The organism is Stenotrophomonas maltophilia group sp. msm4 (assembly GCF_032025605.1).
Taxonomy (GTDB): Bacteria; Pseudomonadota; Gammaproteobacteria; order Xanthomonadales; family Xanthomonadaceae; genus Stenotrophomonas; species Stenotrophomonas sepilia.
Map to the genome: position 1 here is coordinate 1,556,892 of NZ_JAVSKK010000001.1, position 12,229 is coordinate 1,569,120.

The 12,229-nt window shown below is 66.9% G+C and carries 8 protein-coding genes; 5 read left to right on the forward strand and 3 right to left on the reverse strand.

The annotated features are described in order from the left end of the window. Nucleotides 1–30: 30 nt before the first annotated feature. Genes ROV93_RS07385 through ROV93_RS07405 form a run of 5 tightly spaced genes read left to right on the forward strand, consistent with a single transcriptional unit; the run spans nt 31 to nt 5,106 of the window. On the forward strand, nt 31–1,398 hold the full coding sequence (locus tag ROV93_RS07385; protein ID WP_072168152.1) for an NAD(P)/FAD-dependent oxidoreductase: 1,368 nt from the start codon (nt 31–33) through the stop codon (nt 1,396–1,398). Then, entirely contained in the window at nt 1,398–2,837 is a 1,440-nt protein-coding gene (gene sbcB, locus ROV93_RS07390; RefSeq protein ID WP_072168153.1) for an exodeoxyribonuclease I, read from the forward strand. The genes ROV93_RS07385 and sbcB overlap by 1 nt, the downstream gene beginning before the upstream one ends. Continuing rightward, nucleotides 2,834–3,520 carry a DUF2461 domain-containing protein gene (locus ROV93_RS07395; RefSeq protein ID WP_053500718.1) on the forward strand — a complete coding sequence of 229 codons (687 nt, stop codon included), beginning with the start codon at nt 2,834–2,836 and terminating at the stop codon, nt 3,518–3,520. The genes sbcB and ROV93_RS07395 overlap by 4 nt, the downstream gene beginning before the upstream one ends. Further along, nucleotides 3,520–4,512, forward strand: a complete 993-nt coding sequence (locus ROV93_RS07400) for an aldo/keto reductase (protein ID WP_072168154.1) — start codon at nt 3,520–3,522, stop codon at nt 4,510–4,512. Before ROV93_RS07395 ends, ROV93_RS07400 begins: the two co-directional genes overlap by 1 nt. Nucleotides 4,513–4,554: 42 nt before the next feature. Then, nucleotides 4,555–5,106, forward strand: a complete 552-nt coding sequence (locus ROV93_RS07405) for a DUF2939 domain-containing protein (protein ID WP_072168155.1) — start codon at nt 4,555–4,557, stop codon at nt 5,104–5,106. Between the two features lie 60 nt (nt 5,107–5,166). Here the strand turns inward: ROV93_RS07405 and ROV93_RS07410 are convergent, their stop codons facing one another. The 3 genes from ROV93_RS07410 to ROV93_RS07420 all read right to left on the reverse strand — a co-directional run bounded on the left by ROV93_RS07410 (nt 5,167) and on the right by ROV93_RS07420 (nt 12,190). Beyond that, entirely contained in the window at nt 5,167–6,111 is a 945-nt protein-coding gene (locus ROV93_RS07410; protein ID WP_005417414.1) for a 5'-nucleotidase, read from the reverse strand. A 47-nt stretch (nt 6,112–6,158) separates the two neighbouring features. Continuing rightward, on the reverse strand, nt 6,159–6,932 hold the full coding sequence (locus tag ROV93_RS07415; protein ID WP_069139728.1) for an NAD kinase: 774 nt from the start codon (nt 6,930–6,932) through the stop codon (nt 6,159–6,161). A 281-nt stretch (nt 6,933–7,213) separates the two neighbouring features. Further along, nucleotides 7,214–12,190 carry an NAD-glutamate dehydrogenase domain-containing protein gene (locus tag ROV93_RS07420; protein ID WP_072168156.1) on the reverse strand — a complete coding sequence of 1,659 codons (4,977 nt, stop codon included), beginning with the start codon at nt 12,188–12,190 and terminating at the stop codon, nt 7,214–7,216. Nucleotides 12,191–12,229 lie beyond the last annotated feature (39 nt).

Sequence of the window (12,229 nt, forward strand, 5' to 3'; positions counted from 1 at the left end):
CGGCCCCTCCCCCTGCTGCTGGACAGTTCGTTGATCGCACACGCCTCCCGCTCGTTGAGCATTATCGGTGCCGGCCTTGCCGGGTCCCTGCTGGCCATCCTGCTGTCACGGCAAGGCTGGCGCATCACCCTGTACGAACGCCGTGGCGATCCCCGCATTGCCGACTACGAGAGCGGTCGTTCGATCAACCTGGCGTTGGCCGAGCGCGGGCGCAATGCACTGCGCCAGGCCGGTGTGGAAGACGAGGTGATGGCGCGCGCGGTGATGATGCGCGGGCGCATGGTGCATCCACGCGACGGCGAACCGCAGCTGCAGCGCTATGGCCGCGACGACAGCGAGGTGATCTGGTCGATCCATCGCAGCGATCTGAACACCACGCTGCTGGAACTGGCCGAACAGGCCGGTGCCACCGTGCATTTCCATCGTCGCCTGCATACCGTGGATTTCGATGCGGGCTACGCGCGTTTCATCGATGACCGTGACGACAGCCCGCACGACATCCGCTTTGACACCCTGATCGGCGCCGACGGCGCGGGCTCGGCACTGCGCGCGGCGATGAACCGTCGTGCGCCGCTGGGCGAGGACATCGCCTTCCTTGACCATTCGTACAAGGAACTGGAGATCCCGCCGGCTGCCGATGGCGGCTTCCGCATCGAGCGCAATGCGCTGCACATCTGGCCGCGCGGCCACTACATGTGCATCGCGTTGCCCAATCACGAAGGCACTTTCACGGTCACCCTGTTCCTGCCCAACCAGGGCGATCCCAGCTTCGCCACGGTCAATACCGGTGCGCAGGCCGAGGCCCTGTTTGCACGCGAGTTCGCCGACGCGCTGCCGTTGATCCCGAACCTGCGCGTGGACTGGGAACAGCACCCGCCGGGCCTGCTCGGCACGCTCACCCTCGACCGCTGGCATCAGCAGGGCCGCGCCGTGCTGATCGGTGACGCTGCGCATGCGATGGTGCCGTTCCACGGCCAGGGCATGAACTGCGCGTTCGAGGATTGCGTGGCTCTGGCCCGCCATCTGATGGAAGCGGATGATCTGGAAGGTGCGTTCGCCGCGTTCGAGGCCGAGCGCAAACCGAATGCACGTGCCATCCAGCAGATGGCGCTTGAGAACTACCTGGAGATGCGCGACCGCGTTGCCGACCCTGCATTCCTGCTGCAACGCGAGCTGGAGCAGGAACTGCAGCGGCGCTGGCCGACCCGCTTCGTGCCGCATTACACGATGGTCACCTTCCTGCACACGCCCTACGCCGAGGCGCTGCGCCGCACCGAACTGCAGCGCGACCTGCTGGCTGCAGCCACCGCCGGTCACGATTCACTGGACAACATCGACTGGGCCGCACTGGAAGCGCAGGTCCACGCGCAGTTGCCGGTCCTGGAGGGCGCGCACTGATGGCCTACAGCTTCCTGTTCTACGACCTGGAAACCTTCGGCCAGGACCCGCGGCGCACGCGCATCTCGCAGTTCGCCGCGGTCCGCACCGATGCCGACCTCAACGAGATCGACACGCCGGTCAGCTTCTTCGTGCGCCCGGCCGATGACCTGCTGCCCTCGCCGATGGCCACCCTGGTCACCGGCATCACCCCGCAGCAGGCCCTGGCCGAGGGCATCAGCGAGGCAGAAGCCTTCGACCGCATCAACGAACTGATGTCGCGATCCGGCACCTGCGCACTGGGCTACAACACGCTGCGCTTCGACGATGAGTTCGTCCGCTACGGGTTGTTCCGCAACTTCCACGATCCCTACGAACGCGAGTGGCGCAACGGCAATTCGCGCTGGGACCTGCTGGACATGCTGCGGCTGATGCGCGCGATGCGCCCGGACGGCATCCGGTGGCCGCTGCGCGAGGACGGCGCCACCTCGTTCAAGCTCGAGCACCTGGCCGAGGCCAACAACGTGCGCGAAGGCGATGCGCACGAAGCGCTGTCAGACGTGCGCGCCACCATCGGCATGGCACGGCTGTTCAAGCAGTCGCAGCCGCGGCTGTGGGAGTACGCGCTGAAGCTGCGCGACAAGCGCTTCGTCGGCGGCTTGCTGGACGTGGCGGCGATGAAGCCGGTTCTGCACATTTCCATGCGCTACCCTGCCAGCCGCCTGTGCGCCGCACCGGTTCTGCCCTTGGCCGTGCACCCGACCATCAACAACCGGGTGATCGTGTTCGACCTGGAGGGCGAGATCGACGACCTGCTCGACCTGCCGGCCGAGGTGATCGCACAGCGCCTGTACATGCGGGCCAGCGAGCTGCCCGAAGGCGTGGCACGCGTGCCGCTGAAGGAAGTGCACCTGAACAAGGTGCCGGCACTGATCGCATGGAACCACCTGCGCGCCGATGACCATGCGCGCCTCGGCCTGGACGTGGCCGCGATCGAAGCCAAGGTGGAACGGCTGCGCGCGTTCGCTCCACAGCTGGCCGAGAAGGCACGCCAGGTCTACAACCAGCCCCGCGTCGCGACCGTGGCCGATGTCGATGCCTCGCTGTATGACGGCTTCCTCGGCAATGGCGACAAGCCGCTGCTGGCGCTGGCACGCACCACCGCGCCGGAGCAGCTGGCCGCGCTGGAAGGCCGCTTCCGCGACCCGCGCCTGCCGGAGCTGCTGTTCCGCTACCGTGCGCGCAATCATCCCGACAGCCTCGCGCCGGCTGAACGCCAGCGCTGGCAGGATTACCGGCGCCAGCGCCTGCTCGGCGACGGCGGCCTGGGCGAACTCAACCTGCCCCAGTACCAGCAACAGCTCGATGCGCTGGCCGCCGAGTCGCCCGACGACGCGCGGCGCCAGGCCCTGCTGCAATCGCTGCGCGACTGGGGCCAGCACCTGCAGGAGACCTTGTGAGTACCTATTTCTCGGACGCCAGCTTCAAGTTCCTGCGCAGCCTGGCGCGGCACAACGACAAGACCTGGTTCAACGACCACCGCCAGCAGTATGAAGACCACGTTCGGCAGCCGTTCCTGCGCCTGCTGGGCGACCTGCAGCCGGCATTGGCCGAGGTCAGCGAGCACTTCCGCGCCGATACCCGCGGCGTCGGCGGCTCCCTGTTCCGCATCCACCGTGACGCGCGCTTTTCCAACGACAAGTCACCGTACAAGACCTGGCAGGGTGCGCGCCTGTTCCACGAGCGGCGCCGCGAGGTGGCCGCGCCGTCCTTCTATGTGCACCTGCAACCCGGCGAGAGCTTCGTCGGCGCCGGCCTGTGGCATCCAGAACCGGAAACCCAGCGCCGCGTGCGCCACTTCATCCTCGACAACCCGGGCAGCTGGAAGGCCGCCGCGCACGCGCCGGCCCTGCGCAAGCGCTTCGATTTCGAGGAGAGCGAGAAGCTGGTGCGGCCCCCGCGTGGCTTCCCGGCCGACTTCGAGTTCATCGACGACCTCAAGCACCGCAACTGGGTGATGTGGCGCTCGCTGGACGACGCCACCATGACCGGCCCACGCCTGCTGTCCACGCTGGGCAAGGACCTGGCCGCGCTCGGCCCGTTCGTCGACTACCTGTGCGCTGCGCTGGACCTGGAATTCTGATGTCGCAGAATCATCCGCTGGCCCGCCAGCGGCGCGTGCTCGGCCGCACCGGCCTGGCCGTTTCACCGATCGGATTGGGCTGTTCCGGCTTCTGGGGTCATCGCCGCTTCCCCGAGCATGAGGCAGCTGCCGTGGTCGAGCATGTGCTTGCCCACGGGGTGAACCTGCTCGATACCGGTCACAACTATTCCGGCTTCCATGCCGAGCCGCGCCTGGGCCGCATCCTGCGCCCGTTGCTGAAGCAGTACCCGCGCGATTCACTGGTGATCTCAAGCAAGGGCGGCACGCTGACCGGCCAGGCCGGCATCAGCGGCGCCGAGCAACGCAATTTCTCGCCCGCGGCCATCACCGCCAGCTGCGAGGCGTCGCTGCGCAACCTCGGCCTGGGCCATCTTGATGTCTACCAGCTGCATGACGCCAGCGAACACGACATCAGTGACGACCTGCTGGCGGCACTGCAGCGCCTGCGCGAACGTGGGTTGATCCGATTCACCGGCATCAACACCCACTCGGCCTCGACCCTGCGCTGGATGATCGCCCATCCAGATGCCTTCGATGTGGTGCTGCTGGACTACAACGCCCTACAGCAGGACCGCGAACCGCTTATCGATCAGCTGCAGGCAGTGGGCATCGGCGTGCTGGCCGGCACCGTGCTGGCGCAGGGCCATCTGCTGCCCGCACGCCCGCGCCTGCCACGGCTGGCCGATGGCTGGTACCTGGCGCGCGCCTGGCTGAAACCCAGCAGCCGCCATCTGATGCGCAGTGCCCGCCAGATGCGGCGCGCGGTGGCCACGATCCACAGCCAGCGTCCGGCCCAGACCGCCTTCGCCTACGCATTGGGGCATCCCGGTGTGGCCAGCGGCATCCTCGGCACCACCCGCATCCGCAGCCTGGACGAGGTCTTGGCAACGCGCGTGGAGGCGCTGAGCCCGGCGGAACGGCAACAGCTGGTCGATGCCTTCGGTGATGGCCGTGGTTCGCCCAGTCAGTGAGTCTTCACCCGGCACTGCCGCCGTTGCGGCAGTCTGTCCGGCATGAAGAAGCTCACCGCACTGCTTGTGCTGCTGGTCCTGGCCTTGGCGGCCTGGTGGTTCGGCGGCCCGTACCTGACTGTCAATGGCTTGTCCAAGGCCATCGAACAGCGCGACACCGCGCGCCTGGAGCGTTACGTCGATTTCCCGCGCGTGCGCAGCAGCCTGCGTGCGCAGCTCAATGATTACCTGGTGCGCCAGGCGGGCCCGGACGTGGCGGCCAGCCCGTTCGGAGCCCTGCTCTACGGCCTGGGCGACCAGCTCGGGGGGGCCGCGGTGGAAACCATGGTGACCCCGACCGGGATCGGCGCGATGCTGCAGGGCCACGTGCTGTGGAAGCGTGGCCGCAATGAACTGCAGGGTGGCGACGCCTTCGGCGCGACCGAACCTGCGCGGCCGTTGAAACACGCCGAGCACCATTTCGAGGCGTTCGATCGCTTCGTGATCAATGTGGATCGCGGCCCCGGCCAGCCACCGACGAAGGTGGTGCTGGAGCCGCAGGGCCTGCGCTGGAAAGTGGTGGACCTGCAGTTGGGGATGTCGGGCAGCCCTTGATCGGACCCGTGGCCTGACGGCAGCGCCAACCAAGGTTGGCACCTACCGGGCGAATCCGCCCTATCCCTCGTTGGCGACGCCGTGCGGTACGTGGCCGGCAGCCACATGCTCGCGGGCGCTGTCGATGTTGTGCTGCGAATCATCGAAGAAGATGTCGGCACCGAAGGCCTGCAGGAACGGCCCCTTGTGCCGGCCGCCGAGGAACAGCGCTTCGTCCAGGCGCACGCCCCACTCCCGCAGGGTGCGGATCACCCGCTCGTGCGCCGGGGCCGACCGCGCGGTCACCAGTGCGGTACGGATCGGCGCGCTGTCGCCAGCCGGGAACACTTCCTGCAGCGTGTGCAGGGCCGACAGGAAGCCGCGGAAGGGGCCGCCACTGAGTGGCTCGCGGGCGCGTTCGCGTTCGTGGCGGCCAAAGGCTTCCACGCCCTGCTCGCGCGAAATGCGCTCACTCTCGTCACCGAAGATCACTGCGTCACCGTCGAAGGCAATGCGCAGCTGGCCGGCCGGGCGACCGGTATCGATCTGGTCGGCCGCTGCCGCAGCGGTCTCGCCCGGTGGTTTGGGCAGGATGGTCGCCGCCGCGATGCCATGGCGCAGCGCACTGCGCACCGATTCCGGGTTGGCCGACAGGAACAGGTCGGTGCCGAACGGCTTCACATACGGCCAGGTCGGCTCGCCAGCGGTGAACGTCGCACGGATGATGCCCAGGCCGTAATGCTGGATCGAGTTGAAGATGCGCAGGCCGGTATCGGCCGAGTTGCGCGACAGCAGGATCACCTCGACCCGCGGGTTCTCCGGGCTGGCGCCCTGGTTCAGTGCCAGCAGCTTGCGCACCACGGGAAAGGCCACGCCGGGGCCGAGGATGTCGTCCTCATGCTGGCGCTGGAACTCGGCATAGGCCGCCACGCCATCGCTCTCGAACAGCGCATGGCTTTCCTCGAGGTCGAACAGCGCGCGCGAGGTGACCGCGACGGTCAGCAAACGGGGGGAGTTGTCGCCCATCGGTGGGGGTCCTTCAAGCGGTCGGCGGGGCCGGCCGCCCATTGTCATCAAAAAACGAACTGTTCGCTCAGGATCCGGTCTTCCAGGTTGTGCTCCGGGTCGAACAGCAGGGTCACACGACGGTCCCTCGACTCACGGATGGTCACCTCGACCACATCGCGGGTCTCGTGCGAATCAGCGGTGACGCTGACCGGACGCTTGTAGGGATCGAGCACGCGGAAGCGCACTTCGGTGTCGGCCTTGAGGATCGCCCCGCGCCAGCGTCGCGGCCGATACGGAGCCAGCGGCGTCAGCGCGATGGTATGCGACCCCAGCGGCAACACCGGGCCGTGCGCGGAATAATTGTAGGCGGTACTGCCGGCCGGGGTGGCCACCAGCACGCCGTCACCGATCAGCTCGGCCACCCGCTCCTGGCCGTTGAGGTCGATGCCGATATGGGCCGCCTGCCGGGTCTGCCGAAGCAGCGAGACATCGTTGTAGGCCAGCGACCCGGTGCTGGTGCCGGACTCGGTCAGCGCCACCATTTCCAGCGGGCGCAGGTTGGCCGGTTCGGCACGCGCAATGCGGGCCTGCACGTCATCGTCACCGCGGTACTGGTTCATCAGGAAGCCAACTGTGCCCAGCTTCATGCCGAACACCGGCTTGCCCAGGTGCCCGTGCCGGTGCAGGGTCTGCAGCATGAAACCGTCGCCACCCAGCGGGCACAGCACGTCGGCCTGCTCGGGCGCGTGATCGCCATAACGCGAGATCATCGCCGCGCGGGCCATCTGTGCAGGTTCGGTGCTGCTGGCCAGGAAAGCGATGCGGGGGGTGTCGCTCATCGGTGGATCCGGGTGGGTGTGCCAGCAAGAGCATACCCGGTCGTGCCGGCCGCTGGCCGGCTGCTGCACCCGGTTGCGATTCATGAGGTTGCCGGCCAGCGGCCGGCACTACCAGACAATGCAGAACGGCCCCGCTTTCGCGGGGCCGTTCCTCCAACTGCTGCAGATCAGGAGCCCCCCTGAGTCAGGGGGGCGCGCCAACGGCGCGGGGGTCTGGGAGCATGGTTGGCATGGGGCCCACGGTTTGCAGAGCAATCCGTGGGGCGTCAGCGCGAATGCGCTTACGCACCATGCGCGGCCAGCTGGCCCAGGCGCTGCACCGCGACCGAGACGGTCGGGTAGTCCAGGGTCTTCTGCTCGGCCAGTTCGGCCAGCATCGCCAGGGTGAAGCGCAGGCTGTTGTCGTCGCGGCCCATCCAGGCAGCGACCTTGGCCTCGGCACTGCTGCCCTTGGTGCCCAGCACCTGCCCGGCCAGGTTGCGGTGGTTGGCTGCAAGCTCATCACGCAGCACGCCACGCGCCACCGCGTGCCAACGACCGTTGACTTCCAGCGCGTCGACCTGCTCGAACAGCCACGGCAGCTGCAGGGCATCGCCCAGGCGGAAGTGGACCTTGGACACGTCCACCGGCTTCAGCTTGCGGGTGCGGGCCAGTTCGATGATGTCGAACGCCGGTTCCAGGAAGTGCAGTTCGGCCAGCTGTTGTGCCAGTGCAGACGGCAGGCCCTTTTCCTTCCACTCGGCCACCAGGGCTTCGTAGGTCGGACGCTGCGAATCCGGCAGCACGCCCGAAGCGACGCGGATGTCGTTGAACGGTCCCTGGTAGCGGTTGACCGCTTCGGTGATGCCCGGCATCGCGCCCGGGCGCGACAGCAGCCAACGCACGAACGAGCGCTGCAGCTTCCAGATCACTTCCAGGGCGTCGATCTGCACCGACTCCGGCACCTTGCCGTCGAGGGCATCGATCTGTGCCCACAACGCGCGCGCATCCAGCGTTTCGCGACTGATGGTGTAGGCCTTGGCGACCTCGGCGATGGAACGGCCGGTGTCTTCCTGCATGCGCATCAGGAAGGTGGCGCCCATGCGGTTGATGGTCTGGTTGGTCACGGCCGTGGCGATGATTTCGCGCTTCAGGCGGTGACGCTCCATCGCGTCGGCGTACTTCTTCTGCAGCGGGGTCGGGAAGTAGCGCTGCAGTTCCTTGGACAGGTACGGATCTTCCGGGATGTCCGAATCCAGCAGCTGGTTGAACGCCACCAGCTTGGAATAGGACAGCAGCACCGACAGCTCCGGACGGGTCAGGCCCTGGCCGCGTGCCTTGCGCTGCGAGAGCTCGGCATCGGACGGCAGGAACTCGATCTGGCGGTCGAGCAGGCCCTGCTGTTCCAGGGTGCGGATGAAGTGCTGCTTGGACCCCAGGCGCTTGACTGCCATCCGCTCCATCAGGCTCAGTGCCTGGTTCTGGCGATAGTTGTCGTTGAGCACCAGCTCGGCGACTTCATCGGTCATCGAGGCCAGCAGCTTGTTGCGCTGCTCGACGGTCAGCTTCTTGGCCCGCACCACATCGTTGAGCAGGATCTTGATGTTGACTTCATGGTCGGAGGTGTCGACACCGGCCGAGTTGTCGATGAAGTCGGTGTTGAGCAGCACGCCGGCCTGGGCAGCTTCGATGCGGCCCAGCTGGGTCATGCCCAGGTTGCCGCCCTCGCCCACCACCTTGCAGCGCAGCTCGCCACCGTTCACGCGCAGTGCGTTGTTGGCGCGGTCGCCGACATCACTGTGCTGCTCGCTGGCAGCCTTGACGTAGGTACCGATGCCGCCGTTCCACAGCAGGTCGACCGGTGCCTTCAGGATCGCGCTCATCAGATCGTTCGGCGACAGCGCCTTGACGTTCTCGTCCAGGCCCAGCGCCTCACGCACCTGCGGGGTGATCTCGATCGACTTCAGGCTGCGCGGATACACGCCGCCGCCCTTGCTGATCAGCTTGGTGTCGTAGTCCGCCCAGCTCGAACGCGGCAGGGTGAACAGGCGCTCACGCTCGATGAACGACGTGGCCGCATCCGGATTCGGGTCCAGGAAGATGTGGCGGTGGTCGAACGCAGCGACCAGGCGGATATGGCGCGACAGCAGCATGCCATTGCCGAACACGTCGCCGGACATGTCGCCGACGCCGACCGCAGTGAAGTCCTGGCTCTGGCTGTCACGGCCCAGCGCACGGAAGTGGCGCTTGACCGACTCCCACGCACCGCGCGCGGTGATGCCCATGCCCTTGTGGTCGTAGCCGACCGAACCACCGGAGGCGAACGCATCGCCCATCCAGAAGCCGTGCGCGATGGCCAGGCCGTTGGCGATGTCGGAGAAGGTCGCGGTGCCCTTGTCGGCGGCCACCACCAGGTACGGATCGTCCATGTCGTGGCGCACGACATCCACCGGCGGCACGATCTTGTTGTTGACGATGTTGTCGGTGATGTCCAGCAGGCCCTGGATGAACAGCTTGTAGCAGGCCACGCCATTGGCGAAGATCGCGTCGCGATCGCCGTTCACCGGCGGGGTCTTGGCGAAGAAGCCACCCTTCGCGCCGACCGGCACGATGACGGTGTTCTTGACCATCTGTGCCTTGACCAGGCCCAGCACTTCGGTACGGAAGTCTTCGCGACGGTCCGACCAGCGCAGGCCGCCACGCGCAACCGCGCCGAAGCGCAGGTGGGTACCTTCCACGCGCGGGCCGTACACGAAGATCTCGCGGTACGGGCGCGGCTTCGGCAGGTCCGGCACCAGCGCCGAATCGAACTTGAAGCTGATGACATGGCCGTGCTGGCCGTTGGCATCGGTCTGGTAGTAGCTGGTACGCAGGGTCGCGTCGATCACGCCCATGAACGAGCGCAGGATGCGGTCCTCGTCCAGGCTGGACACGCGATCCATCAGCTTCAGCAGCGCATCGCGCGCGGCCTGCATCTGCGCGTCGCGGTCACCCTTGCGGGCATCGACCACGCTCTTGAGCACCTTCAGGGTGGCGTCGTCGCCAGCGGCCAGCACATCGAAGTGGGCCTTCAGCTGGGCCTGGCCGGCCGCGATGTCGTCCTTGCTCTCATGGCCGGTGGCCGGATCGAAGCGGGCCTCGAACAGTTCGACCAGCAGGCGGGCCAGCAGCGGGTAACGCGCGAAGGTGCCTTCCACGTAGGCCTGCGAGAACGGCACGCCGGTCTGCAGCAGGTACTTGCAGTAGCCACGCAGCATGGCGACCTGGCGCCAGTGCAGGCCAGCTGCCAGCACCAGGCGGTTGAAGCCGTCGTTCTCGGCGTCGCCGTGCCAGACGCGGGCGAAGGTCTCGCCGAAGGCTTCATCGACACTGGCGGCATCGATCGCGCCAGCGGTCGACTCGACCTCGAAGTCCTGCACGTACACCGGCGCGTTGTCGACCGACAGGCGGTACGGACGTTCGGCGATCACGCGCAGGCCCATGTTTTCCATCATCGGCAGCGCGTCCGACAGCGGGATGTCATCCAGCTGGCGATACAGCTTCAGGCGCAGGCCATCGCCGCTTTCGCGCGGCACGGCCTGCAGGCTCAGGCGCAGGTCGTCCGGGCCGGTCAGCGCGTCGAGCTGGCTGACATCGTTGGCGGCAACGGCGGTGCTGTTGTCTTCGATGTAGCCGGCCGGCAGCGCCTTGCCGATGCGGGCGGCGATGCGCAGGCCTTCGGTCTCGCCGTGGCGGCTCACCAGCGCTTCGCGCAGGTCGTCCTGCCAGTTACGCAGCACCTGGGCCAGCTTCTGCTCCAGTTCGGCGGTATCAACGTCGAGCATTTCACCCGGCTTCGGGCGCACGATCAGGTGCACCTGCGCCAGCGGCGATTCGCCCAGCACCACCGAGCTGTCGACGAACTCGCCGTGCAGCGCGTCCTTGAGCATTGCTTCGATGCGCAGGCGCACGTCGGTGTTGAAGCGCTCGCGCGGCAGGTAGACCAGCGCGGAGATGAAACGGCTGTACTTGTCGCGGCGCAGGAACAGGCGGCTGCGCACGCGTTCCTGCAGGCCCAGCACGCCCATCGCGGTGCGGAACAGTTCGTCCTCGCTGGACTGGAACAGTTCTTCGCGCGGCAGGGTTTCCAGGATATGGCGCAGGGCCTTGCCACTGTGGCTGGCGGGGGCCAGCCCGGACTGCTTCATCACGTGCTCGTGGCGCTGGCGCACCAGCGGGATTTCCCACGGGCGACGGTTGTAGGCGCTGGAGGTGAACAGCCCGAGGAAACGCTGCTCGCCGATGATCTTGCCCTTGGCGTCGAACTCCAGCACGCCGATGTAGTCCATGTAGCCGGCGCGGTGCACGCGCGAACGGGCATTGGTCTTGGTCAGGATCAGCGCATCCTTCAAACCGGACGTGGTGTTCAGGCCCTGCGCGGCCAGCGTCTTGACCGGACGGGCGGCGGACTTGTCCTTGCCACGCATCAGGCCCAGGCCGGTGTCGTTCAGCGGCGCCAGCACCTCTTCCTTGCCCTGCTTCTCGACGCGGTACTCGCGGTAGCCGAAGAAGGTGAAGTGGTTGTCAGCGGCCCAGCGCAGGAACTCCTGTGCTTCCTTGCGCGACGCGTCGTCGACCGGCAGCTGGCGGCTGCCCAGGTCGTCGGCCAGCGCCAGCGCCTTGTCCTTCATCGGCTGCCAGTCGCGCACGATCGCACGCACTTCATCCAGCGCCTTGTTGATGGCCTGCTCGATGGCAGCCATCGCATCGGCCGGCTGGCGGTCGATTTCCAGCAGCATCACCGACTCGGCATCACCTTCGCCGACCTTGACCAGCTTGCCGGCCTTGTCGCGGGTGAAACGCAGTACCGGGTGGCCCAGCACGTGGACGCCCACGCCCTGCTCGGCCAGCGACATGGTGACGGTATCGACCAGGAACGGCATGTCGTCGTTGACGATCTGCAGCACGGTATGCGGCGATTCCCAACCGTTGGCCTTCGCGGTCGGATTGAACACGCGGACGTTGGCCTTGCCAGCCTTGCGGACCCGGGCGAATTCCAGCGTCTCAGCCGCGAGAGCGGCCCACTCTTCAGCGCTGTGGTGCGGGAACTCGTCCGACTCCATGCGCTTGTAGAAGTCAGTGGCGAAGGCCACTGCTTCGGCCTGTGCGGCCGCGGGGTAGCGCTTGCGCAAGGCCGTGTACACCGGCTCCAGGGAGAAACCAGCGGTCACTGCGACCTCCGACTCTGCTGGTTTCGTCTTGTTTTTCACGGTCTTGGCTGCGGTTTTTTGCGGTTTCATGGCAGAGCGATGCGCTTGCTCAGTTGGGAAAATGAAATT

Excerpts from the sequence above, each read along its gene's own strand:
- ROV93_RS07405 (WP_072168155.1), top strand. The coding sequence starts at position 4,555 with ATGAAGAAGCTCACCGCACTGCTTGTGCTGCTGGTCCTGGCCTTGGCG.
- ROV93_RS07420 (WP_072168156.1), bottom strand. The coding sequence starts at position 12,190 with ATGAAACCGCAAAAAACCGCAGCCAAGACCGTGAAAAACAAGACGAAA.
- ROV93_RS07400 (WP_072168154.1), top strand. The coding sequence starts at position 3,520 with ATGTCGCAGAATCATCCGCTGGCCCGCCAGCGGCGCGTGCTCGGCCGC.
- ROV93_RS07415 (WP_069139728.1), bottom strand. The coding sequence starts at position 6,932 with ATGAGCGACACCCCCCGCATCGCTTTCCTGGCCAGCAGCACCGAACCT.
- sbcB (WP_072168153.1), top strand. The coding sequence starts at position 1,398 with ATGGCCTACAGCTTCCTGTTCTACGACCTGGAAACCTTCGGCCAGGAC.
- ROV93_RS07410 (WP_005417414.1), bottom strand. The coding sequence starts at position 6,111 with ATGGGCGACAACTCCCCCCGTTTGCTGACCGTCGCGGTCACCTCGCGC.